Annotated in this window: 17 protein-coding genes and 1 tRNA gene; 10 read left to right on the top strand and 8 right to left on the bottom strand. The window is 66.9% G+C overall.

What is annotated here, in order from left to right; translation table 11 throughout:
• Nucleotides 1–67: 67 nt before the first annotated feature.
• The 3 genes from CR918_RS07480 to CR918_RS07470 all read right to left on the bottom strand — a co-directional run bounded on the left by CR918_RS07480 (nt 68) and on the right by CR918_RS07470 (nt 11,069).
• On the bottom strand, nt 68–3,769 hold the full coding sequence (locus CR918_RS07480) for a TonB-dependent receptor (protein WP_099842368.1): 3,702 nt from the start codon (nt 3,767–3,769) through the stop codon (nt 68–70).
• Entirely contained in the window at nt 3,766–9,945 is a 6,180-nt protein-coding gene (locus CR918_RS07475; protein WP_243379007.1) for a CshA/CshB family fibrillar adhesin-related protein, read from the bottom strand. Before CR918_RS07475 ends, CR918_RS07480 begins: the two co-directional genes overlap by 4 nt.
• Nucleotides 9,946–10,604: 659 nt before the next feature.
• A complete protein-coding gene (locus CR918_RS07470) occupies nt 10,605–11,069 on the bottom strand; it encodes a GNAT family N-acetyltransferase (protein ID WP_099786003.1) in 465 nt (154 codons plus the stop codon).
• A gap of 190 nt (nt 11,070–11,259) precedes the next feature.
• Here CR918_RS07470 and CR918_RS07465 point away from each other — a divergent pair, with 190 nt between their 5' ends.
• Both CR918_RS07465 and CR918_RS07460 read left to right on the top strand, forming a co-directional pair.
• Nucleotides 11,260–11,739, top strand: a complete 480-nt coding sequence (locus CR918_RS07465; protein WP_243379005.1) for a tyrosine-type recombinase/integrase — start codon at nt 11,260–11,262, stop codon at nt 11,737–11,739.
• Between the two features lie 154 nt (nt 11,740–11,893).
• Nucleotides 11,894–12,361 (top strand): SMI1/KNR4 family protein, encoded by a 468-nt coding sequence (locus tag CR918_RS07460; protein WP_025874882.1) that lies wholly within the window; start codon nt 11,894–11,896, stop codon nt 12,359–12,361.
• Nucleotides 12,362–12,480: 119 nt separating this feature from the next.
• Here CR918_RS07460 and CR918_RS07455 read toward each other — a convergent pair.
• Nucleotides 12,481–12,557, bottom strand: a tRNA-Arg gene (locus CR918_RS07455).
• A 185-nt stretch (nt 12,558–12,742) separates the two neighbouring features.
• Between CR918_RS07455 and amaB the strand changes: the two genes are divergently transcribed.
• The 7 genes from amaB to CR918_RS07420 all read left to right on the top strand — a co-directional run bounded on the left by amaB (nt 12,743) and on the right by CR918_RS07420 (nt 19,440).
• The gene (gene amaB, locus CR918_RS07450) at nt 12,743–14,275 is read left to right on the top strand and encodes an L-piperidine-6-carboxylate dehydrogenase (RefSeq protein ID WP_099783795.1); all 1,533 of its coding nucleotides are present in this window, start codon (nt 12,743–12,745) and stop codon (nt 14,273–14,275) included.
• Nucleotides 14,276–14,298: 23 nt separating this feature from the next.
• Complete coding sequence (locus CR918_RS07445) at nt 14,299–15,126, top strand: SDR family NAD(P)-dependent oxidoreductase (protein ID WP_415847014.1); 828 nt, start codon at nt 14,299–14,301, stop codon at nt 15,124–15,126.
• A gap of 187 nt (nt 15,127–15,313) precedes the next feature.
• On the top strand, nt 15,314–15,604 hold the full coding sequence (locus CR918_RS07440) for a DUF4190 domain-containing protein (protein ID WP_025874887.1): 291 nt from the start codon (nt 15,314–15,316) through the stop codon (nt 15,602–15,604).
• 7 nt (nt 15,605–15,611) lie between these two features.
• Nucleotides 15,612–16,382 carry a class I SAM-dependent methyltransferase gene (locus tag CR918_RS07435; protein WP_099783791.1) on the top strand — a complete coding sequence of 257 codons (771 nt, stop codon included), beginning with the start codon at nt 15,612–15,614 and terminating at the stop codon, nt 16,380–16,382.
• 9 nt (nt 16,383–16,391) lie between these two features.
• Entirely contained in the window at nt 16,392–17,447 is a 1,056-nt protein-coding gene (locus CR918_RS07430) for a quinone-dependent dihydroorotate dehydrogenase (RefSeq protein ID WP_099842367.1), read from the top strand.
• Between the two features lie 8 nt (nt 17,448–17,455).
• On the top strand, nt 17,456–18,520 hold the full coding sequence (gene murB, locus CR918_RS07425; RefSeq protein WP_051584982.1) for a UDP-N-acetylmuramate dehydrogenase: 1,065 nt from the start codon (nt 17,456–17,458) through the stop codon (nt 18,518–18,520).
• Nucleotides 18,521–18,552: 32 nt separating this feature from the next.
• A complete protein-coding gene (locus tag CR918_RS07420; protein WP_080148972.1) occupies nt 18,553–19,440 on the top strand; it encodes a DMT family transporter in 888 nt (295 codons plus the stop codon).
• Nucleotides 19,441–20,112: 672 nt separating this feature from the next.
• Here the strand turns inward: CR918_RS07420 and CR918_RS07410 are convergent.
• The 4 genes from CR918_RS07410 to CR918_RS07395 all read right to left on the bottom strand — a co-directional run bounded on the left by CR918_RS07410 (nt 20,113) and on the right by CR918_RS07395 (nt 23,792).
• On the bottom strand, nt 20,113–21,120 hold the full coding sequence (locus CR918_RS07410; RefSeq protein WP_099842365.1) for an aminoglycoside phosphotransferase family protein: 1,008 nt from the start codon (nt 21,118–21,120) through the stop codon (nt 20,113–20,115).
• Between the two features lie 99 nt (nt 21,121–21,219).
• Nucleotides 21,220–22,254: a DUF418 domain-containing protein gene (locus CR918_RS07405; RefSeq protein WP_088100670.1), complete on the bottom strand. Its 1,035-nt coding sequence runs from the start codon at nt 22,252–22,254 to the stop codon at nt 21,220–21,222.
• The gene (locus tag CR918_RS07400) at nt 22,251–22,841 is read right to left on the bottom strand and encodes a TetR/AcrR family transcriptional regulator (RefSeq protein WP_088100706.1); all 591 of its coding nucleotides are present in this window, start codon (nt 22,839–22,841) and stop codon (nt 22,251–22,253) included. Before CR918_RS07400 ends, CR918_RS07405 begins: the two co-directional genes overlap by 4 nt.
• 147 nt (nt 22,842–22,988) lie before the next feature.
• Nucleotides 22,989–23,792, bottom strand: coding sequence for an APH(3')-II family aminoglycoside O-phosphotransferase (locus tag CR918_RS07395; RefSeq protein ID WP_099842364.1), 804 nt, complete (start codon nt 23,790–23,792; stop codon nt 22,989–22,991).
• A gap of 71 nt (nt 23,793–23,863) precedes the next feature.
• On the opposite strand from CR918_RS07395, the gene CR918_RS07390 reads away from it, so the two are divergent.
• Nucleotides 23,864–24,580: an SDR family NAD(P)-dependent oxidoreductase gene (locus tag CR918_RS07390; protein WP_099842363.1), complete on the top strand. Its 717-nt coding sequence runs from the start codon at nt 23,864–23,866 to the stop codon at nt 24,578–24,580.
• Nucleotides 24,581–24,680: the final 100 nt, after the last annotated feature.

Genomic DNA, 24,680 nt, shown 5'->3' with positions numbered 1-24,680 from the left:
ATGGCCTGGCACTACTGGGTAGCGACCGTTGCGGCCCCGCCAGGCATGGCCTGGCGTTGCCCGGTCCTCAATAGCGACCCACCAGGTTCACGTACCAGCCGCGGTGGGTGTAGTCGAACTTCGTCAGGTCGTCACTGAAGTCGGTGAAGTTGTAGCCCACGCCAACCCGGAAGTTGCGGCCGACGTCGCGGTCCACGCCGGCCAGCCAACCCTGCCGGCGACCGCCATCCCGCACGTCCAGCAGGCGGTACTCCAGCAGGCCGTGCCATTGGTAGTACAAGTCATAGCGCAGCTGTGCTGCACCGAAGTTCGTGGCTGAATCGAACCACGGACCGGTGCCCCGGCCATAGCGGACCTCGCCTTCGCGTCGGGCCAGCTTGGCCGCCACTTCCCAGCGCTGGTCGATGCGGTACACGCCTTCCAGCGACAACACCTGGGTACGCTGGTCGTAGTCCACGCCGTTGACCTGGCCCATCGTCGACAGGTCGTACAGATAGCTGTAGCGGCCGAACAGCGCCCAGCGGTCATTGTCCCAGGGGCGGTAGGCAAAGCCGAGATTGCCCTCGATGAAGCGGGCGCCGGCCACCGGGTTGATCGCATCGTCGGTGTCGGCGTAGTTGAACCGCGCAGCGATCCGCCAGCTGTCATTGAGACGGTGGCTGAGGCGGTTGGTGCTGACCCATTGCGTGCGGCGCTCGGCACCGGTGTCGCGACGCCACTCCAGCTTGCTCTGCCACTCGGTACCCGGCGACGTGCGGCCGCCGGACAGGCTGACGGCCTTGCGGTCGACCTGGCCACTGCTCGCATCCAGCTTGCCGTCGCTGAGGGTGAAGCCCGCATTCCAGCCCACCGCCGGATAGAAATCCATGCCGAACGTGTTGGCCAAGCCGGATTCCTGGCCGGATTTGAGGAACTGGCTCTCGTTGAACACGTTGACCTGGTCGGACAGGCGCCAGCGCTGGCCCAGTGTCCAGCCATCCTGCGCATTCGGGCTGAACAGCGGGTCGTATTCACTGCGGTCGGTGGACTGGGTGAACGCACCATAGAAGCTGTGCTGCGGGGTCAGCTTGTACTCGGCATTGACCTGCGCGGCACTGCCCCGATCACCATCGCTCACCTCCGCGCCGATCGTGGACAGGTTGGCGAAGGTGTAGGTACCACCGGCGACCACCGCATCATTGTCCGCGTAGCGGCCATGATCGTCATCGACGGTCAGCTGGCCGCCGCCATAGATGTCCAGCGCGGTGCCGATGCGATGGGTGTAGCGCGCTGCCGCCAGCACACCGGCATTGCTGCCGATGCCGCGGTCTTCCTGCACCCGGCGCAGCTCGGCCGACACGCGGTCGTTGTCACCGATCCGCCATTCGGCGGTGGCCTGGGCCTGGATCAACGATTCATTGCCACGCCGTGCTTCGCTGTAACGCGCATACAGGCTGAAATCGTCGGTCACGTAGCCCAGCAGTTCGGCGCCCTGTTCGCGCACGCGCTGGCCGGTGTCGAAGCGACCCACCGAATAGCCTCCCTCGACCTGCCGCCACCAGGCGCCGGCACTCCAGTCGCGCTGGGTCCAGCCCAGCTCGCGCAGGTTCACCCGTGCCTCCACCGCGGTCGCCTCGCCTTCGCGCGGCCCCTCGGGGTTGAGGCGGGTGAAGCTCAGGCCACCATTGTCGGAGAAGAACACCGGCGCACTGGTCGCCTCGCTGCGGCTGTGCTCGACCTTCAGGTAGGTACCACGCCCGGCCTGCAGGGTCAGGTCCGCACCGCGCAGCGAATAGTCCTGCCCAGCGCGCTGTTCGTCCACATAGGTGGCGCCCACCGCCACGTGATCACCGAACCAGTGCTTGCCACGCACGCCAGCGGTGATGTCGTCACTGTCGAAGCCGGTCGGCACCCATTCGTAGTCGACGATCAGGCGCTGCTCGTAGCCATCCAGCGGCACGTCGCGGCTGATCCGGCGCAGGTTCTCGCGACTGACCTGGGCCAACGGCCGGGTCAGCAGGATGCGTCCCTGCAGCGCGTCGATCTCGTAGTCGGCACCGCGCACCAGCGAGACCCGCTGTTCGACACGGCCAGTGGTGCGGTCACGGATCTCCAGCACCACCTGGTCCGAGCCGCGCAGGATGCTGGCGTGGCGCAGGTAATACAGGCTGCCGCCGGTGCCGATGAACTCGCTGTGGCCCGGCGCGGTCTCGGCCTGCGAACCGAACAGGCGCAGTTCGGTCTGCGCATCGCCCCACGCATTGGCGCCGCGTGAGCGCCACGACAGCGCCGCACCGTACAGCGAACGCACGTACTGGGCGTACTCGGTGCCGCTCAGCCCGGTGTTGTAGTTGCCCCACAGCGCCTGGTTCTTGTCCCAGTCCATGCGCAGGTAGAAGCGGCCCATGCTGTCGACGTCGCGCTGGGTCAGCGAATCGTCGCCATAGGTGGGGTAATACAGGTCCGGGTCCAGGCTGCGGAACAGGTCCTGCGGATCGGCCGTGGTGAAACCGGTGAACAGTTCGTCCAGCGGCCGGTTCTGGGTATCGGCCTGCGCCGTCAACAGATAGCGGCCACGCGTCTTGGCCTTCAAATAGAACGCCAGGCGCCCGTCACTGAGCACATCGTCATCGCGCTCGCCACGGGCGACATCGCGGCCCGCACCACTGGCCTTGTTCTGGTACACCGTGACATCGGCCAGGCCCACGCCGAACAGATAGCTGCCGCTGACATCCACCTCCAGCGTGCGTGCGATCGCCGGCGCGTCGGGCCGCTCGACCCGCACGTCGAACACGTGGTGACCGATCGGCATCAGGTATTCAGCGGCGAATTTGCGGTCCTGGTCCAGCGGATAGCTTTCGCCATTGATCTTCAGTGCCGCGCCAAGCGGCAGGTCACGCCCCCGCAGGCGCACGCGCGAGCCGTACACCGGGATGTTCTGCTGGCGAAGACCGTTGCTGTCGAACACCTGCTCCAGCAGCGACAACGAGGCGGCCTGGTTGGCATCGACGGCAGTACCGCGGCGATCTTCCAGGGCGTCGCGCAGCTGCTGGTTGCCACGCTCCACTTCGGCCAGCGTCACCAGCTGCATGGACTGTGCCGAGGTCTCATCGACATTGCCCTCGGCATCGTACGCGCGCAGCACATAGACCAGGCGGTCGCCACGACGCAGCGGCGTGGACGCCGGCAGCGAACCGTCCCAACTGCTCTGCCCGACAGCAGCCACAGGCAGTTCAAAGGTCGCCAGGGGCGCGACCCGGTCACTGTCGCTGCCGCGGTAGAGGCTGACCTCCAGACGTTTGATGAACGCGGTGTAGTTGCCACGCACGAAGAATTCGACCGGACGCACGATGCGGCCCTGGTCGAACGCCACCATGCCCGGCGCCGAGATCGACAGCTCGGGCTGGCCCATGGCCGGGTCTTCGGTGGCCCAGATCGCGCCACCTTCCGGCAGGCGGATCATGAATTCACCGCGGACGGTCGCCTTGCCCGGCTCGTCCAGCGCCACGCTTACGCGCCGGTCCGGCTGCAGTACCTGCGATGACGAGCGCGTCGACGTGCCTTCGGTCACCGGCTCATCGAAGCTGCGCGAGCGCAGGGTGAACAGCAGGTCGCCCGCGGCGCTGCACTGGTTGCCCTCGCAGTGGATGGGCGCGCCATCGATGGACGCGTCGTTGGCCGGCGGCGGCGCGGCCTGCGCCGTTGCTGCCAGACCCAGCAGCAGTGCCTGGTACAACGCAGCGCGGTGCAGGCGGGCGGGACGCCGGACGACAGAGTGATGGGCGCTCATCGGCGGGCCTCCTGTTGGTGGGCCGCCGCGCGGGTGGCGGCGGTCTCCTCGTTGCGCACGCGCAGGCGTTGCTGCACGGCAGGGCTGAGGTGCACGCGCAGCGCTTCGAACACGGCATTTGCACGGCGCAGGCCCAACGCCTGGTTGTAGGCGTGGCCGCCACGCACATCGGTATGGCCGACCAGGCTGACCTGGCCACCCCCCATCTGCTCCAGGCGCGCGGCGATGGCAGCCAGCAGCGGCTTGAACTCCTCGCGGATCACCGCCTTGTCGGTGTCGAACAGCACGTTGCCCAGCAGCGCACCGCCGGCATCAACGCCAGCGACCAGCGAGTGCGGATCGCGCACGTCGGTACGCAGTTGCACCGACAGGCCAGCGCGCGAACCCTCAGCCACTTCGGCCTGCAGCGCATCACGCACGGCCACCGCACGGGCGAAGGCCAACGCCTGGCTTTCGCCGTTGGCGGCAATCACCACGTCACCGCCCTGGTAGCGATCGACCACCTCGGCCATCTTCGCCAGCACCGGACGATAGCTGGCACGCAGCTCGCTGCTGCCCGGGGCGAACAACACTTCGCCCAACGCCAGTTCGGCGCGCTCGGCGGCCGCCTGCGGCGACGGCGGCAGGCGCACGCCGAAGCTGAAGCGGGTCGGCACGCCCTGGGTAACCCGACGCAGCAACGGATTCTCGGTGGTCAGTCCGGAGCCCGCCGGTACCGTTGCCGGGTCCAGCTTGACGATGAAGTTGCGGCCCAACCGCGCATCGCCACCGTGCACATCGGCCAGGTGGTAACGACCGAACGGATCGGTTTCGATCAGCAGGCCCTCTACGGTGGCCAGGCGCACGCCGGGAATGCCCTGCTCCTGGATGCCGCTGTTGCGGATCAAGTAGGCCACCTCATAGCCTTCGGCCACCCGCGCGATCTCGCGATGCACGGTCGGCTCGGCCGCGGTCAGGCCCTTGGCCGCCTCGCCACTGCGCTGCACGGTTGCCACACCCTGCGCATCCAGCTGCAGGCGATGGCCCTGGGCGCTTTCCAGCACGAAATCATCGGTGAAGGACAGTTCGCGCAGGCGCTGGCGGATCACCACCTGATTGCTCTCGACGGTGTCCGACGTAGACGCCAGGCCGTGTATCACGCCCACCTGCACGCCATGCAGCAGGGGCGCGCTGGCATCGGCCAACGGCTGCGGTCCATCGCCACGATCCAGCGTTGTCGAACCCGGCACGTACGCGGCAGGCGCGAAACCGCCCTGCACGCGAACACCGGTCAGTTCCGCACTGTCCTGCCAGCCGTCGCCATCGCGGTCATCGAACACGGTGCCGAACACCAGGCTGTCTTCCAGCAGCGGGTCGGCATCCATGCGCACCTCTGCGGTCGCCACGTTCGACAGCGGCGTGCCGTCGCCGGCAGTAGCCACGGCCTGGTTGATGTGGTTGCCGGCACGCACGCCCGCGCCCACCCGCAACAGGTAGGTGATGGTGGCACTGCGGCCCACGGCGATGTCGACCGCGCCGATGCGCAGCGGGGTCTGGCTACCGCCCAGCGAGAACGCGCCGTCGTCGTCGGCCACGCGCATCGAGCCGTCCACATAGCTGAAGCCCGGCGGCGGCGTATCGACCACCACGCCGTCGCGCCAATGGCTGCTGCCGACGTTCTCGACCACCAACTGGTAGCGCACCAGGTCGCCCACCTTCACCAGCCGCGGGTTGGCGGTCTTGGTGATGCGCAGCGCGAAGTCCGAGATCACCTTGTGCCGCGTTTCGCAGGTGGTGCATTCCGGTGGCGGCGAGCCATCCGGGTACTGGCCGCGCAGGCGGTTGAGCACTTCCGTGCGTGCTTCCTGGTTGACGATGGCCTGGTAGACGAATTCATGTTGCCCAACGGGAGTACCGGTCGGCAGCGTGCAGACGATGTCGGTGCCCTGCTGCACGCAGCCTGCCGGCAGCGTGTCCACGCTCAGGCCCGCATCGGGCGTATCCAGCAGCTGCAACGGCTGGCGCAGCGAGGCGCGCTCGACGGTGGCCCGCAGGGTGTAGCGCAACCGGTCACCCGGACGCACTTCACTGCCACTTGCAGGGCCGGACAATTTTTCCAGCACCACGCGCGGCTCGGCCAGCACGTGCTCGGTGCTGCAGGTTCCCGTGCAGTTGGGGGTATCGCCGCCACTGCCCAGCACCGCGTTGCGGACGCTGCCACTGGCCTGCGCGTTGACCTGCGCGCGGTAGCCCAGCGTGTAGGTGCCGGGTGCGGTACCTGCCGGCAACGTGCACACCAGCGGATTGCTGGCATTGCAGGTGAAGGCGCCCGGCTGGGTCACCGACTGCAGGTCCAGGCCTGCGCCCAGGGTATCGGTCAGGGTGAGCACATCGGTGGTCTGCGAGTTGGCGACCACCACCTCGACGCTGTAGTCCACCGCATCGCCGATGTTGACCGGCGATGCCGTGCTGGAGGACTTGCGGTAGGTGACCGTCGCCGCCAGCACCGGGGTGGTGGTGGTGCAGTCGGTGGCACAGGTGTTGGTACCGGTGCCGCTGCCAAGCACGGCGTTGCTGACGCTGCCCTTGGCCTGCGCGTTCACCGTCGCGGTGTAGTTCACCGTGTAGGTGCCAGGTGCGGTGGCGGCCGGCAACGTGCACACCAGCGGGTTGGCGGCATTGCAGGTGAAGCCGGTGGTGGCGGTGACCGTGCCGAAGTCCAGGCCCTGCCCCATCGTGTCGGTCAGGGTGAATACAGCGGTGGTGCGCGAGCGGCTGACCACAGCGGTCAGGGTGTAGGCGATGCTGTCACCCACCTTGACCGAGCCGACCGCGGCCGAGGTCTTGCGATAGTCGATCTGGCTGCCAGCCACCGGGGTGGTGGTATCGCAGTTGACGGTGCAGCTCGGGTTGTCGCCACCGCTGCCGAGCACCGCGTTGGTCACCTGGCCGGTGGCCTGGGCGTTGACCACTGCGGAGTACGACAGGCTGTAGCTGCCTGGCGCAGTGCCGGCCGGCAACGTGCACACCAGCGGGTTGGCCGCGTTGCAGGTGTAGGCGCCGGCACTGGTCACGCTGCCGAAATCGAGGCCGCTGCCCAGCGTATCGGTCAGCGTCACCACGTCGGTGGTGCGCGAGTTGGTCACCACCGTGGTCAAGGTGTAGGCCAGGCTGTCACCCACCGACACGGGGCCGGCACTGTTCACCGACTTGGCATAGCTCACGCCCGGCGTCGCCACCGGCGTGGTGGTATCGCAGTTGGTCGTGCACGAGGGCGTGTCGGTGCCGGTGCCGAGCACGGCATTGCGCACCGTGCCACTGGCCTGCGCATTGACCGTAGCGGTATAGCTCAGGCTGTAGGTGCCCGGCACCGTCCCTGCGGGCAGCGTGCACACCAGCGGGTTGGCCGCATTGCAGGTGAAGATGCCCGCGCTGGCCACGCTGCTGAAGTCCAGGCCGCTGCCCAGCGTATCGGTCAGGGTGACCACATCGGTGGTGCGCGAACGCGCAACGGTCACGCTGAGCGTGTAGCCGATGCTGTCGCCCACCCGTACCGGTCCACCGGTGGAGGCCAGCTTGGCGTAGCTCACCTGCGGGCTGGCCAGTGGCGTGGTGGTATCACAGCTGCCGACACACGACGGATTGTCGGGACCGCTCGGCACTACGGCATTGCGCACCTGGCCAACCGCCTGTGCGTTGACGATGGCGGTATAGGAGAACGCGTAGCTGCCGGGCACGGTGCCGGCGGGCAGCGTGCATACCAGCGGATTGCCGGGCACGCAGATGAAGCCGCCGGCATTGGTCATGCCGCCGAAGTCCAGGCCAGCGCCCAGGGTATCGGTCAATGTGACGGCAGCGGTGGTGCGCGCATCGGCCACGACCACGCTCACCGTGTAGGCAACGCTGTCGCCCACCGCGACCGGGCCGGCCGTGGAGCTGGCCTTGGATACCGAGATGCGCGGCGCCGCCACCGGCGTGGTGGTGGTGCAGTTGCTGCTGCAGGTCGGAGTGTCGGTGCCGGTGCCCACCACCGTGTTGACCACCTGGCCGCTGGCCTGCGCGTTGACGGTGGCCGCATAGGTCAGGCTGTAGGTACCCGGTACGGTGCCCGCTGGCAGCGTGCACACCAGCGGATTGGCCGCATTGCAGGTAAAGGCGCCGGCGTTGGTCACGCTGGCGAAATCCAGACCGGTGCCGAGGGTATCGGTCAGGGTCAGCACGTCGCGGCTGTTGCCGTCGGCAATGGTGACATCCACGGTGTAGCTCACCGTCGCTCCCACCGCCACCGGACCGGTGGTGTTGGAGCGTTTTGCGTAGCTCACCCGTGTAACCGGAACGGTCACATCGCTGCGGGTGCAATGGTTGGCATCGGTACAGGCCTCGCCCGGTGCGGGCGGATTGCCACCATTGAACGGATCGTAGCCACCGCCGACGCTGGCGTGGTTGCGCAACAGGCCGCTTGCCGATGCGGACACGGTCACCGGCAGGGTGAAGCTGCTGCTGTCACCGGCGGTGCCGGCTGCCGACAGTACCTGGCTGCTGGTGCAGCTCACCGCCTGGCCGCTCGCCGTACAGCTCCAGCTGCCACTGCTGAGGGTACCGGTCCAGTTCGGCACGATCCCTGCCGGCAACTGGTCGCGCACGGTGATGACACCCGCCGGCACGTTCGGCGGATTGCCGGTCGGCACGTTGGTGGTGTTGCTGATCGTCAGCGTGTACTGGGTGCCGGCCTGGCCGTAGTTCCAGATGCCGCCGGTGGCATTGTTGCTCTTCACCACCTTCAGCGCGGGTGCGGTGATGGTGATCAGGTGGTCTTCCACTTCGCCGTCGTCGGCCACGCCGGTCGGCTGCTGGATCTGCGCCGCATTGGTCGCATAGCGCAAACGCACGTAACTGCTGCCTGCGCTTACCTGCGCGGGCACGGTCCAGCTCAGGTTGGCCCCGCCACCACTGCATGCAGCGATGTTGCTGCGCTCGCCCGGGTCGAATGTGCCGTTGCGATTGAAATCGATCCAGCCGGCCACGCTGCCGCTGCCCACGCACGCCACCGGTTGGCTGATCTGGGTACCGGCCTGCATCACCGTCAGCACGTAGCTCGCCGGCCAGGCGTTCTCTTCATTGGGATTGCCCGAAGGGAAGTTGTCGTCACCCTTCGCATCGGCGCTGTAGCTGCTCTTCTGCTCGGTATCCGGACCCATCGTGCCGAGGAAATCGGTCAGCGGCGGTGCCAGGCCACCCGGCGTATAGCCGGCGGTGTTGATGTTGGTGGGGGTGGCGTTGACCGGCAGGCCATCCGGGCGGAACTGCAGATCGTCCACCACATGCATGGCGTCGCCATAGCTCTGCGGCGCATCGCCGAAGTCGGCATACGGCACCAGCAGGCCGATGGCGATGGCGGTGGTGCCGCCACCGCGCATCGAGAAGCCCATGTTCACCGCGAGGTTGCCCGGCGCGTGCGCGGCATTGTCGAAATTGAGGAAGGTGACCGCAGCGGTGTTGTTGTCGTTGCCCGGCCCGAAGCGGATCACGCTGTTGCCGCCGCTGCTGGACTTGGTCACGTTGTAGGCACCTGCGCTGAGGTTCTTGCGCATCTCCACCACGTTCCAGGTGCCCAGTGCACTGGCTTCGACGAACTCGCCACTGTTGTTGATCGACTCGGCGTCGGCCATCACCACGCCGCGCAGGCGATACGGCGCACCGCCCAGGGTCGAGACACAGTTGATTTCGAAAGAGGATGTACCGCTGCTGCGCGAGATGCCTGCGATCAGCTGGTTGGCGCCACCGGTGCCACCGACGTTGTACAGGTCGTCCAGGCTGTCGCCGCTGAAGCTGCCCGGGCGATAACTCTGCAGGAGTCCGCCGCCACTGATGTTGGCCAGACTGCAGCTGACACTGAGGTTGATGCCCGCGGCCACCGGCATCGAGATCGACGAGGTATCACCATTGTTGAGCGTGACCCCGGCAGTGCCCAGGTCCGTGCCGCCACCCCAGGTCAGCCACAGCACCGTGTTGCGGTACGGGCTGGTGCCGCCGGTCGCGTAGGCCGCGGCCCAGGCCGACGATGGCAGCAGCACCGACAGCAGCAGCAACAGCAGACCGGCGGCCAGCCATCGCCCGGTCCGGCCGGGATGTGCACTTTTTTCAGGATGAACGGATTCACCGCCCGCGCTGATGCGCGACGTCGTCGACTGCCACATGTTGGTTTTTCCCCGTCATCAGCCCCACAGGGGAGCCGCTGTTCAGTGGGTACCGGGGAGGGTTCTGCCGGACCCGGAGACGCGTACGAATGCGTGTCTGCCGGTTCCGTGGCGACTACAACCGTCCCTGGACCCTGTTGGTCAGGTTCGCAAAACTGTGACGAAGATAACACAATACAAACAATTGTGTGATGTAGGTCACATTTAAGTTTGCCAAATCTGGCGCCGGCCCCACGAACACAGTTGTAGCAACCGGCCCCCGAGGCCTCGTGCACGGATCCGGCAGCCGGACCGCCCTTTCCGGCAATTCGTCACGCATTTTCGGAGCCGGAGCGAGGCGTTCGGCGGGGGCGCACACAGAAAAACCGCCGGGCCATGGGCTACCGGCGGGAGCTGAAGTGGAAGGGTGATCGCGCCGCGCTTGGCGGCAGCCAGGCTTCTACCAGGGCACGAAGAGCAGGATCAGCACGATCGCCAGCAGCACGGCGGCGACGGTCAACAGCACGTTGCGCTGGCGCCACGAAGGCTTGGGGGTGCCGGGGGTATTCATGGGGGCGCTCCTAGGCAACCGATGGGGACGGCACCAGACTGCCGAGTCCGCTTGCAGCAGCGCGTGCACAGGATGTGCAGCGGGAGTGCAGAGCCCTGCCCTTTCCCGCTCAGGTTGTATCGCAGGCCATGAACAGCAGCTCCGGCGTGGAGGCGTCTTCGCTGGCGACGAAGCCGAGGTCGCGGTACAGCGCCACGGCCGCCTGATTGTCCCTATAGACCTTCAATGTCAGCTGCATCGCAGCGGTGCGGCGAACGGCTTCGGCGCACAGTGCCGTCATCAACACCCGGCCAAGGCCACGGCCGCGTGCCTGCGGCGACACGATGATGCGCCCGAGGTGCATGCTGCCGGGTGTTGTCTGCCAATACTGGCCGAAGCCCAGGCAGGTGCCGTCGGCATCCTGCAGTGTCCAGCCTGGACGCGAAGGCAACGCCAATGCAGCGGCGAAGGCTTCGGCAGGCAAGGGGAAGGGAACGCCGGGACCTGCCCAGCGCAGGGTCGCCTCAGGTGAGTCGAGCCAGCCGGCAACAACGGCAAACTGCGAAGGCTGGACAGGCTGCAGGACGTAATCCATGGCGCCGGCGCTGTTGCGGGCGCGCGTCGATGCGCCCGACGTGGGCAGACGCTTCACCGCGTCATGCGGGTCCAGCTGCTCCCAACCTTCTACGTTGTCGATCATCAGATGGCCGATCTTGTGAATCAGATAGTGCTGGCTGCCGTCGCGCGGCTGCTTCAGCTCGCCGCGGATCTACGACCGGGCGGCGATGCGCAAGCTCCATCGTACCAACCCTGCCCGGGCAGCACTGTGGCTGTTCATGGCCCACACGAGATTGTACCGCGGGGAGCTGGTCGGACTGGGCAAGGACTCGGTGGCCGGGCGCAGGCTCAGGGTCGAGAGCGATCCGGACGAAGATGACCAGGGACGCACGAAGTCGGGCAAGTGGCGCGAGGTGCCACTGAATCGGTATGCGCGCTGGGCGCTGCGCCACCTACCCGATCCGCTGGCCGCCGTGCACAAGGACACGGTATCCGACTGGTTCGCCTCGGATGCCAAGCGTGCGGGAATCGGCGGCAGCCTCCACCGGCTACGGCACACCTTCTGCGCCCACATGGTCATGGCCGGGGCGCCGTTGCGAAAGGTGCAGATCCTGGCCGGGCACGCTGATTACGCCACGACCGAGAAGTACTACGCCCATTTGACGCCTGAAGGCGATGATCGCGCCGTGGCGAAGCTCCGGTACTGACCGGCGCCGCTGGGACCGTTGGGACCAAATCCTGTGGATATGCGGGAAACAGTGGGAATTGCACGCCACTGCGCTTGCCTGACTCATTGATTTTGACAACCCCGGCCCGATGCTCGTTTCGTACAATCGGCAGTCCCGAACAAAGGAGACGACGATGCCGGGAGGTACCACCGTTGCCACTGCGGCGCTCATTGATGAGGCAGAGCGGGAGCTGTGCGTTGTGTTTCCAGTTGAACTCAGGGCCGTCTGGCTCACGCACAACGGCACCGAGCTACCGGGTGGGTGGCGATTTTTCCCGGTCTTTGACCCTGGCAACCCGCGGAAGACGGCCGGATCGGTCACGTATGAGAACCTGCGCGGTGCGTGGGGAATGCACCTTCGATCACTTGATCTTGTGGCGCTCGCGTCGAATGGAACCGGCAACCATCTGGTGATGCGGGTTGTGGACGGCGTCGCGATACGGGACATCCTCCACTGGAACCACGAAACCGAAAAGCTGACCCGCTGGAAGCCTGGCATCGATGCCGTGATGCGCTCCGCCCGAACGTCGGCGGAAAGGCTCGCCGCCATTCGCGCCACGCTCATGAAGGACACCCCGCGCGCTCGGCTTCCTGCCAGATAGATTCGCAGACGCAGACCGACTGTGACTACTGTGACCAAACGGCATGGATATGCCGAAAACAGTGGAGTAGACGCTATGCGCCGAATGGCTATGCGCCGAATGGCCTAAGCCATTGATTATGGTGACCCCGGCCCGATTCGAACGGGCGACCTTCCCCTTAGGAGGGGGACGCTCTATCCAGCTGAGCTACGGGGCCATGCAGCCGCCAAGTTTACAGGCAAGCCGCCCTGCCCTCCAAGCTTTCATCTGCCACACCATTGCCACTGGCGCGGCGCACCATGGCCAGTCCGGGCGCTCTGCTACCATCGGCGGCTCAGTTCGTCGCGCCCCCACCTGCCCGCGGCGGCACCAAACACAACGTAACGAAACACAGGAGTCTGCATGTCTTCCGAGCTGCTCAAGTCCCTTGGTCTGGACGCGATCAACGCTGGCACCTACCTGGGCAACGGGGAGTGGTCGAGCGCTACCGGTGGTGAACTGATCACCCCGATCAATCCGACCACGGGCGAGCCGATCGCGCAGGTCCGCGCCACCACCGAAGCCGAGTACGAAACCGTCATCGCGCGCGCCCAGGAAGCCTTCAAGGTCTGGCGCACCACGCCGGCCCCGCGTCGCGGTGAAGCTGTGCGCCTGTGTGGCGAAGCGCTGCGCAGGAACAAGGACGCCCTCGGTTCGCTGGTCGCGCTGGAAATGGGCAAGAGCAAGCCCGAAGGCGACGGTGAAGTGCAGGAGATGATCGACATCGCCGACTTCGCCGTGGGCCAGAGCCGCATGCTGTACGGCTACACCATGCATTCCGAGCGCCCCGGCCACCGCATGTACGAGCAGTACCAGCCGCTCGGCCTGGTCGGCATCATCAGCGCGTTCAACTTCCCGGTGGCGGTGTGGGCATGGAACTCGTTCCTGGCCACGATCTGCGGCGACATCTGCCTGTGGAAGCCGTCCAACAAGACCCCGCTGACCGCCATCGCCTCGATGCGCATCTGCAATGAAGCGCTGCGCGATGCAGGTTTCCCGGACCTGTTCTTCCTGATCAACGACGCCGGCACCGCGCTGTCGGAAAAGATGGTGGCCGACAAGCGCGTGCCGCTGATCAGCTTCACCGGCTCGACCCAGGTCGGCCGCACGGTCGCCGAGAAGGTCGCGCACCGCCTTGGCCGCTGCCTGCTGGAACTGGGCGGCAACAACGCGATCATCCTCGACGAAACCGCCGACCTGAAGCTGGCCATTCCCGGCATCGTGTTCGGTGCGGTCGGCACCGCCGGCCAGCGCTGCACCACCACCCGCCGCCTGATCGTGCACGAATCCATCCATGACGACGTGCTGGCCACGCTGGTCAAGGCGTACAAGCAGGTGGAAGGCAAGATCGGCGATCCGACCGACCCGGCCAACCTGATGGGCCCGCTCAACAGCGACGGCGCCGTGCAGCAGTTCCTGGCCTCCATCGAAAAGGCCAAGGCCAGCGGCGGCATCATCGAAACCGGCGGCACGCGCATCGACCGCGCAGGCAACTTCGTGCTGCCGGCCATCGTCACCGGCCTGAAGAACAGCGATGAAGTGGTGCAGCACGAGACCTTCGCGCCGATCCTGTACGTGATGAAGTACAGCACGCTGGACGAAGCCATCGACATGCAGAACGGCGTGCCGCAGGGCCTGTCCTCGTCGATCTTCACCACCAACCTGAAGACTGCCGAGCGCTTCCTGTCGGCGGCCGGTTCGGACTGCGGCATCGCCAACGTCAACATCGGCACCTCGGGCGCGGAAATCGGTGGCGCCTTCGGTGGCGAGAAGGACACCGGCGGTGGTCGCGAGTCCGGTTCGGATGCATGGAAGGTCTACATGCGCCGCCAGACCAACACCATCAACTATTCGGATTCGCTGCCGCTGGCCCAGGGCATCAAGTTCGACCTGTGATGGCAAACGGTCCGGCCATGCACATGGGTCAGAGCCCCTCCGGGGATCCGACCCATCCCGTGCCGACCACTCAGGGTCGGATCCCCACAGGGGCTCCGACCCTCGATTTCACCGGCCGCCGGGTGCTGATCGCCGGTGGCAGCAAGGGCATCGGCCGCGAACTGGCGCTGGCCTTCGCCCGCGCCGGTGCGCAGGTCTCGGCCTGCGCCCGCGGCCAGGCCGGACTTGACGCCCTGCAGGCCGATGCGCAGGCCCAGGGCACGCAGCTGCACACCTTCGCCACCGATCTGGGCGACCTCGGCCGCATCGGCGCCTGGCTGCAGGCCGCTGCCGACGCGCTCGGCGGCATCGATGTGCTGGTCAACAACGCCACCGGCTACGGCATGGCCGATGACGAAGACGGCTGGGCGGCCAGCCTGCAGATCGACCTGATGGCGGCGGTCCGCGCCTCGCGCCTTGCGCTGCCGTGGCTGCGCGCCTCGTCCGATGCCTGCATCCTCAACCTCTCTTCAATCGCCGCGCAGCAACCGCGTCCCGGCGGCGCACCGTATGCGGCGGCCAAGGCCGCGCTGTCGCACTACACGACGTCGCAGGCCCTGGCGCTGGCGCCGGACCGGATCCGGGTCAACGCCATCGCACCGGGCTCGATCGAATTTGCCGATGGTCTCTGGGATCGACGTCGTGTCGAAGATCCCGCCCTGTACCACGGCACCCTGGCGAAGATTCCGTTCGGCCGCTTCGGGCAGCCGCGCGAGATCGCCGATGCCGCGCTGTTCCTGTGCTCGCCGCTGGCGCGCTGGATCACCGGCCACGTGCTCAATGTCGATGGCGGCCAGGTGCTGATGGGCTAGCGCCGATCCCTCGGTATCGGCCAACCTTGGTTGGCGCCGCATTCGTCGACCAAGGTCGACGCCTGCAAAAGCCACCCCGCGCTCGGCTCCGATGGTTGCCAACCTTGCCTGGCAGCCTTGCATTGGCCGGACCATGGGATTGCCGGGGCAGACGCACTATCATGTCGGCACTGCCACGGAGGACTCGATGAGCGTGCCACCCCGACAGAGCAACGCCCTGGCCGTGGTCAGCCTGATCGCGGGCATCTGCAGCTGGACCGTGCTGCCGGGTGTCGCCGCCCTTGTTGCCATCATCACCGGGCACCTGGCCCGCGCCGAGATCCGCCGCCGCGCCGGCGAACAGGACGGCGATGGCATGGCCCTGGCCGGGTTGATCATGGGTTGGCTCAACATCCTCGCTGCGGTGGGCCTGGTGGCGATCCTGATCTTCGCGATGGTGGCCGCCGGCGCCGACGCCAAACCTGGACTGCGCTGGTGAAAGCACGATGACCTCCGCCGACAGCACTGAACGCTTCAGCAGCCGCGTCGCGGACTATGTCCGCTACCGCCCGGACTATCCGCCTGCCCTGATGGACTGGCTGCATGGCTCCATGGCCGTGGCAACCAGCGCGCGTGTCGCTGACATCGGCGCCGGCACCGGCATCTCCAGCCGACAGTTCCTGGCCGCCGGCCATCCACTGGTCGCCGTCGAACCCAACGCGGCGATGCGCGCCGCCGCCGAGCACTGGCTGGCGCCGCAGTATCCGCAGTTCTCCGCCGTCGATGGCCGCGCCGAGGCCACCGGGCTGGCCGATGCCAGCGTTGATCTGGTCGGCGCCGCGCAGGCCTTCCACTGGTTCGACACCGTGGCCGTGCGCGCCGAATGGCAGCGCATCCTGCGCCCGGGCGGCCTGGCGCTGATCTACTGGAATTCGCGCCTGCTCGATGCCAGCCCGTTCCTGGTCGGCTACGAACAACTGCTGCTGGACTACGGCACCGACTACACCGCCGTGGCCGAACGCTACCAGGACGACGCCACCATGCAGGCCTGGTTCGGCTCCGGCCTGCGCGGCATGGTGCAGCTGCCGAACGTGCAGCACCTGGACCTGGACGCCCTGCGCGGGCGCCTGCTGTCTTCTTCCTACGCGCCGCAGCCCGGCCATCCGCGCCACGCGCCGATGCTGGCTGCGCTGCAGGACCTGTTCGCCGCCCATGCGGTCGACGGCCAGGTCGCTTTTGAATATCGAACCCGAGCCTTCCTCGGCACGCTGGACTGAAACCAACGCATGTATTCGCTTGCCCGCCCCTTCCTGTTCTCGCTCGACGCCGAACGCGCCCACGGTCTCGGCCTGTCCGCTCTGGACCTGGCCTATCGCACCGGCACCACGCCGCTGGTGGCCGCACGCATCGCGCCGATGCCCAGCACGGTGTTCGGGCTGACGTTCCCCAATCCGGTCGGCCTTGCTGCCGGCCTGGACAAGAATGGCGAGCACATCGATGCACTGTTCGCGCTGGGCTTCGGCTTCGTGGAGATCGGCACGATCACGCCGCGACCGCAGGCCGGCAACCCCAAGCCGCGCCTGTTCCGGCTGCCTGCGCACAACGCGATCATCAACCGCATGGGCTTCAACAACGCCGGGGTGGATGCGCTGGTGCGCAACGTCGAACGCGCGCGCAGCCGGCGCGGCCTGCTCGGCATCAACATCGGCAAGAACAAGGACACCCCCAACGAACAGGCGGCCGATGACTACATCGCCTGCATGGACAAGGTGTACCCGCTGGCCGACTACATCACCGTCAACATTTCCTCGCCCAACACGGCCGGCCTGCGCGAGCTGCAGGAAGAGACCGCTCTGCGGCAGCTGGTCAGCCAGCTGCGTGAGCGCCAGGAAGCGCTGGCCGCGCAGCATGGCCGACGCGTGCCAATGCTGGTGAAGGTGGCCCCGGACCTCAGCGAGCGCGACATCGATGCCGCCGCGCGCGTACTTGGCGAACTGCAGGTGGACGGCGTGATCGCCACCAACACCACCATCGACCACAGCCGGGTTGCCGGCGATCCGCTGGCCAATGAAGCCGGCGGGCTGTCCGGTGCACCGGTGCTGGAACAGTCCACCCTGGTACTGCGCCGCCTGCGTGCACGCCTGCCCGAATCAGTGCCGCTGGTCGGTGTCGGCGGCATCCTGTCCGGTGCCGACGCCGTGGCCAAGATGGCCGCCGGTGCGGCGCTGGTGCAGTGCTACAGCGGCCTGATCTTCAAGGGCCCGGCATTGGTCGCCGACTGCGTGGAGGCGATCCGCCGCCGACGCGAGGCGCCCAGCCGCGGCGCGGTGGCACCCCTGTGAGCACGCCCATGGACGACACCAACAACGCTGCAGCACCGCTGCGCTGGACCCTCACCCACAACGCGCCACTGCAGGCCCTGAACACGTTCCACGTGCAGGCCAGCGCAGCGCAGTTGCTGGAACTGCACGACGCCGCGCTGCTGCCGGAGGTTCTGGCGTTGCCGGAAGTGGCCAATGGCCCGCTGCTGGTGCTCGGCAGCGGCAGCAATGTGCTGATCGCCGAAGACCTGCCCGGCACCGTGCTGGTGTTCGGCAACCGCGAAATCAGTTTCCTCGAACACCGTGCCGACCACGCCGTGATCCGCGCTGGAGCCGGCGTGTCCTGGCACGGGCTGGTGATGTGGTCGCTGCAGGAAGGCCTGTCCGGCCTGGAAAACCTGGCCCTGATTCCCGGCACCGCCGGCGCATCGCCGATCCAGAACATCGGCGCCTATGGCGCGCAGGTCGGCGAGTTCATCCAGACCGTAGAGGCCTGGGACTGCCAGGAAAAAACCTGGGTACGGCTGGACAACGAACAGTGTGGCTTCGCCTACCGCGACAGCGTGTTCAAGCAGCAGCCGGACCGCTACCTGATCACCGCCATTGAACTGAAACTGCCGCTGCTGCACGACCTGCGCATGGGCTACGCCGGCATCCGCGAAGAACTGCAGGCGCAGGGCGTGGAACTGCCGAGCGCGGTGGACGTGGCCAATGCGGTGATCGCGATCCGTCGCCGCAAGCTGCCCGACCCCGACGTACTGGGCAACGCGGGCAGCTTCTTCAAGAACCCGGTGCTGCCACTGGAACAGGTGGAGGTGCTGCTGCAGCACTTCCCCGAGCTGCCGGTGTTCCCGGCAGACCGCGACGACCGCCGCAAGGTCTCGGCGGCCTGGATGATCGAATCCTGTGGCTGGAAGGGCTTCCGCGAAGGTGATGCCGGCGTTGCGCCCAGCCACGCGCTGGTGCTGGTCAACCACGGCAACGCCACCGGCACTGAACTGCTGGCGCTGGCACGGCGGATCTCCGCTTCGGTACTGGAGAAGTTCGGCGTGCCGATCGAACCGGAGCCCCGCCTGCTCGGCGCACAGTGGTGAGCACACCCGCCCTACCCGCCAGCGCCACCCCATTGCGGGCGGCGCTGCTGATGCTCGGCAGCACCATGGCGTTTGGACTGATGGCGGTGGCGATCCGCTACGCCACCCGCTACGTGCCGACCCAGGAAGTGGCGTTTTTCCGCAATGCCTTCGGCCTGCTCGCCCTGCTGCCGATGCTGCTGCGCCCAGGCCATGCCCCGTTGAAGACCCAGCAGCTGCCGCGCTATTTCCTGCGCAGCGCGATCGGCCTGGGCTCGATGCTGTGCGCGTTCTGGGCGTTGGGCCACCTGCCCCTGGCACAGGCCGTTTCGCTGTCCTACTCCACCCCGTTGTTCGTCACCATCGCGGCGGTGCTGTGGCTGGGCGAAACGGTACGCGTACGGCGCTGGGCAGCGGTGGTGGTCGGCTTCATCGGCGTGCTGGTGATCGTGCGGCCGGGCACGGCCGGCTTCACGTCCGGCAGCCTGATCGCGGTGGCCGCCGCCGTGCTCAGCTCGCTGGTGGCGATCCAGATCAAGCAGCTCACCCGTATCGACAGCGCCGACACCGTGGTGCTTTACACCTACGTGTTCTGGGTACCGCTGTCGCTGATACCGGCCTTGTTCGTATGGGTGTGGCCCACCGGCATCGCCTGGGTCTGGTTGCTGGCCACCGGCGTGCTGGGCACCATCGGCCAGTTGCTGTGGACACGCGCACTGCGCCTGGGCGAAGTCTCCGCGCTGACCCCGATCAGCTTCCTGCAACTGCCGCTGGTGACCTTGTGTGGCTGGCTGTTGTTCGCAGAGACGGTGGATCGCTGGACCATCATCGGCGCGGGCATCATCCTCGCCGCCAACGCCTACATCGCCCATCGCGAAGCAGTGCTGTCACGGCGTGCAGCGAGCGTCGCCGCGAGCGCAGCGGCCAAGCCGGCAGAGTAAGAGGTCCGGCCGGGCTGCGCCCGGCACCTGCGGAGGCCGGAGCCAAGGTAACAGCAACCTCAACAGCAACAGCCGAAGCAACAACAACAGCGGCATTGACTGGGGATGGCGGGGCGGTGTCGGATGGCGGGGACGCCGTAAACCCATCCTTGGGGGCTTGGCCGCGGCATCCATGCCGCGGACACCCCGCCATCCGACACCGCCCCACCTTTGACAGTTTCCCGGTGTCTGGTAGATCCACGCCATGCGTGGATGAATCTCCATCGAAATCGAATACTTCGACAATTGATCAAATGATCGAAGAGCATCCACGCATGGCGTGGATCTACCGTGTCGACCAAGGTCGACACCCACCAACAGCAGCGAGGAATTGTCGAAGGCGGGGTGGGTCCGGTTGCGGGGGCGTGAGCGCCATGGATGGCGCGACCGAGCCTCCATGGGTGAGGGCGCTTTGATTGCGAAGCACTGCTTCGCAAGCGCCCGAACGCACAGCCGCCAGCGGCTGGGCCGGTCTGGGGATTTACGGCGTCCCCCGCAACCGGACCCACCCCGCCATCCCACAGGAGGCCAGCTTTTGCTGTTGCTGTTGCTTCGGCTGTTGCTGTTGCTGTTGAGGTTGCCGGCCAGCGGCCGGCACTACCGCAGGTGCCGGGCGCAGCCCGGCCGGACCCCCTACAGCACTTGGTACGCGCGCTCGGCCGCATCGAACACATTGCCCGGCGCGAACTGCTCGCCCAGGTAATGCAGTGCTTGCCGGTGCTGCTGCAACGAGCGCTGCGCCGCGCCGGGGCCCAGCAGCATCTGCTCGAATTCGATCAGGTCCTGCAGGATGCGCCAGTGCCGGTACCACGCAATCCAGCGCGGATCGCCCAGGTCGCTGCCATAGCCTTCGGCGAAGCCGAGCGGATGCTCGCGCCCCCAGCGACCACCTACCGCGGCGCCGACAAACATCAGGTCACGCTCGCGCGGGGCCAGTGCCAGGCCATCCCAGTCAATCAGGTGGAGTGCATCGTCCTGCCCCATCAGCAGGTTGCCCGCGTGCAGGTCGGTGTGGCACAGGCGCAACGCCGGTGCTTCACCCTGCAATTGGCGATGCAGCGCTTCGGCACGCTGGTGAAGTTCGGCGATGCGCGGCCGCTGCTGCTGCCACAGCGCCAGGAACGCACTGCCGGACCGATCCTGCGCCTGCGCCTGCGTCGAGGGATCGCGCAACCATGTCGCCACCGTGTCGACCGCTGCGGTTTCAAGCCGCAGCGTCGGCAGGGCCTGGCGCAACGCCGGCGGAATCTCGGCCTCATGCAGGCGACGCAGCACTTCGCCCAGCTGGCGCCATTGCGCACGGCTCAGCGGTGCCTCGAAGCCCGACTGCCCTTCGATGTAGGGGAACAGCGTGAACTGCAGGCCCCAGCGCTGCACCGATGCGCCGCCGGTCAATGCCGGCCACGGCGCAACAATCTCTTCGATGCCCAAGGTGCCACGCAGCCAATGCAGGCTGTCCCACACCGCGGGTGCCACCTGGAAGTTGCGGCACTTCAACCACCAATGGTCGTGGCGGGCATCGATACGGAACACGCACGCATTGGCGTCGGCGCCCACCGGACGCGGCACCACCGCCGTCGCGTTGATGTCGTAGGACTGCTGCAGGACTTCAACGATCTGCTGCGCCGAAGCGAATGACATGGATGCAGGCGTGCTTTGGTGACGACACCTACTATCGCAGATGGCCTTGCATCCGCACAGGCAAACTGGTCACAACATCGCTCTCCTGCGACAAAAGAACTAGCCGGCGATGCGTCGCATGACCGCTTCCAACGGACCGCGCGCGAACTGCCACGACCACAACCAGGCCGCCGCGGTCGCCAGCATCACGAACAACAACGCGGCCATCAGCACCCACGACAGGCTGGCACTGCCATCAAGCAGTCCAAGCGATTCCAGCACGCCCATGCCGATCAGGATGTGCGCCACGTACAGGCTCAGCGTCATCCGTCCGGCCGCAGTGAACGGTTCCAGCCAATCGCCAGGATGCAGCCGCACCAGCCACAGGCATGCCGCGATCAGTGCACACGCCGCGCCTGCGCCGGTCAGCAGATAAGCCGGGCCGGGCGGCATCGGCTGTGTCGCCAGCCACACCTGCCACGGCGTGCCGTGACCCCACTGCTGCAACATCTGGCCGGCCCCCATCAGCAGCAGGCCGAGCAGCAGCAAGGCACGCTGCACCCGGGGTTGCGACAGCGGCAGCCGCGCCAGCAGCATGCCCAGAAGGAAAAAGCACAGCCACGGCAACACCGGATGGAAGCCATTGAACAGCAGGTTGCGCATCGCACCCGGCCAGTGCCACAGCCCCTCGTAAGCCAGCGTCTGCCAGTTCCAGCCCTGGCTGTAGTCCCAGCGCAGCAGGGACCAGAACGCGACCATCGCCAGAGCCACCATGCTGCCCAGCAGAACACGGGGCGACGCGCGCAGCCACAGCACCGCCAGCGCGAAGTACACCGCGTAGTAATGCAGGATATCGGCAGGAAACACGGTCAGGTTGAGCAGGCCGAGCACGGCCAGGAACACGGCCCGCCGCCAGGTCTGCACGCTTGCCTGCCACCACGCCAGTCGCTGTGTGGCCAGCATCAGGCCCACCCCGGCCAGCGTCACGAAGGTCGCCGAAGCCTTGCCTTCCAGCAGGTGGAAGAATCCAGCAAGCCAGCCGCCGCCGTCGGTCTCGGCGGCCATCGCCAGGCGGAAGTTGACCAGCACCATGCCGGCCAGGGCGAGGTAGCGCGCCAGGTCCAGCCCATGCAGCCGCCGATCGTCAGTGCTCACGCACGCGCCCCAAGCAGAGCTGCCAGCAGAGAGGGATCAAGCACGTCGGTATCGACATCGCTCGCCTCACCCAATCCCTGCCGCAGCGCAGCGCTCTCGATCGCATCCAGCAGCACCTGCGCCTGCAGCGCGGGCGCCAGCACGGGCCGGCGGCGCTCACGACGTGCGACCTCCTGCAAAGCCTCGGCAAGACCGCGCTGCAACTGCGCGCGGTTGCCAGCGAATGCCGCCGCCACCGCCGGATTACGCGCGCTCTCGGCCAGCACTTCCACGCTCAACAGCGCCCATTCCGGCTGCCGGCACAGGGTGTGGAAGTCCCGCAGGAACCCCTGCACCTGCGCACGTTCGCCATTGCATCCCGCCAACCGCTGCAGCAACGGCTGCAGTTCGTCCCGTTCGGCCTTGGCCGTCGCCAGGATCAGCGCCTCCTTGCCGGGAAAGTGGTTGTAGAGATTGCCCAGGCTGACCCCGGCCGCCTGCGCGATGTCGCGCATGCTGGTCTGATGGAAGCCCTTGGACAGAAAGCACTGCAGGGCCGCCTGCAGGATCTGCGAGGCGCGTTGCTCATTGCGGTCGGTGCGGTTCATGCGGCAGACAATGAACGAACGTTCGTCCATTTAAAAGCCGAATCCAAGCCTTCGGCCAGTCGCCGTTCAGCGCGTCGCGCTTGACCTCAACCGCTGTTGAGGACCGATCCTGCCGCGCCCTGCTGCAACTGCGGACCCTGCATGCACCTAGAAGAACTCGTCCAGCAGGCGGTAGAACGCGAGTCGGCGCTCATCGGCACCCATGCCATAGCGGGCCAGCAAGGGCGCAAGCCAGCGGGTGTCGTCATAGTTGTGGACCAGGCTGCGTGCGGCCAACGCCAGATCCTGGCAACGATCAGCCACACCCAGCCGGCCGCAATCGATGAAACCGCTGAAGCGGCCGTCGACCGCCACCAGATTCGGCAGGCATGCATCGCCGTGCGCTACCACCAGATCCTCATCCGCCGGACACGCTGCGATCAGCTCGGCATGCACCTGCTCGGCGCTCTGGCCCAGACGCTCATCGTCGAAATCATCCGCATCGATCAACCCTGCGGCAACGCGCGCAGCGACCTCCGGCAAACGCGATGCAAGGCGATGATCGAACGGACAACCGGCAACCGGCAGCGCATGCAGGGCGCGCAGCGCGTCAGCCAGCAGCACGACCACCTGGTCGGGCGCCAGCGTCGGCGACGATGCCAGGTCATGCCCGGGCAACGCGCTCATCAGCAGCCAACGCCGGCCGCCCTCCTCCGCCGTATCCAACACCGTTGGCACCGGCTGTCCCTGTGCCCGCAGCCAACGCAGACGCAGGATTTCGCCCTCCAGTTCGCTGAAGGCATCGATCACTTCCGATTTCAGGAACGCATCCGGCAACCCTTGACGTCGCACCCGCGCCACATCGGCGCGCGACACGCCGATGCCCTGCATCTCGATATCTGCATCGCGCAGCGCGCTGCGCCACTGCGACGGCAAGGGCATTACACCGCCATCGCTCGGTCGTGCTTCCATCCCCACCGCTCCGGCCCCGGTCACAGCCTGGATTCTCTCCGAATCGGACACCCCACAGCAAAGGACACCGCATGAAACTCATGGTCATCGGCGCCAGCAAAGGTCTTGGCCGCGCCTTCGTGGAAGGCATCTGCCGGCCCGGCGATACCGTCATCGGCGTATCGCGCACACGCCCCACGCAGCTGGACTGCAGCGAGGGCGTCGACCTGCACTGGATAGAAGCAGACCTGAGCCAGCCAGCACGGGCCGCCGCCAGCATCGCGGCGCAGGCGCCGCCGGATCTCGATGTGCTCATCCATAACCTTGGCATCTGGGAGGAGACCGCATTCAGTGACGACTACGATTTCCTCAACGAAAGTGACAGCGCGCTGGCGCAGCTGGTGGACGTCAACATCACCGCCACCCTGCTGCTGCTCAAGCAGCTGCTGCCGCGCGTGCTCGGCGGGCGCCGCCCGCAACTGGTGTTGACCGGCTCGACCTCGGCGCTGCCGCGCAGTGGCCGCCCCGAGGTGGCCTTCGGCGCGTCCAAGTTCGCGCTCAACGGCATTGCCGATGCCCTGCGCGAAGGCTTCCGCCAGCAGCGGCTGGCCGTGACGACGCTGCAGCTGGGCTACCTCAATACCGAAGATGCACTGTCGGTGCCGCTGCAGCAGGCGGCCGCACGCGGCAATGGCGAGTACGTGCCGGTGCACGACGTGGTGTCGATGGTGCGCGCCCTGCTGCAGCTGTCATCGTCCAGCTTCGTGCGCGAGCTGGTGCTGCCCGCCATCGTCGATCCGCGTTACTAGACCAGCGCTCAGCACACACTGGCAGCCCCGGTTTGGCCGTACACGCGGCCGTGGTTTACTCTGCGTCTACTGGCAGTTGGCCGCACACAGGACCGGCTAT

The sequence above is a fragment of the Stenotrophomonas indicatrix genome (assembly GCF_002750975.1).
In the GTDB taxonomy this organism is placed as follows: domain Bacteria; phylum Pseudomonadota; class Gammaproteobacteria; order Xanthomonadales; family Xanthomonadaceae; genus Stenotrophomonas; species Stenotrophomonas indicatrix.
This window is presented reverse-complemented; position numbering and strand designations above follow the sequence as displayed.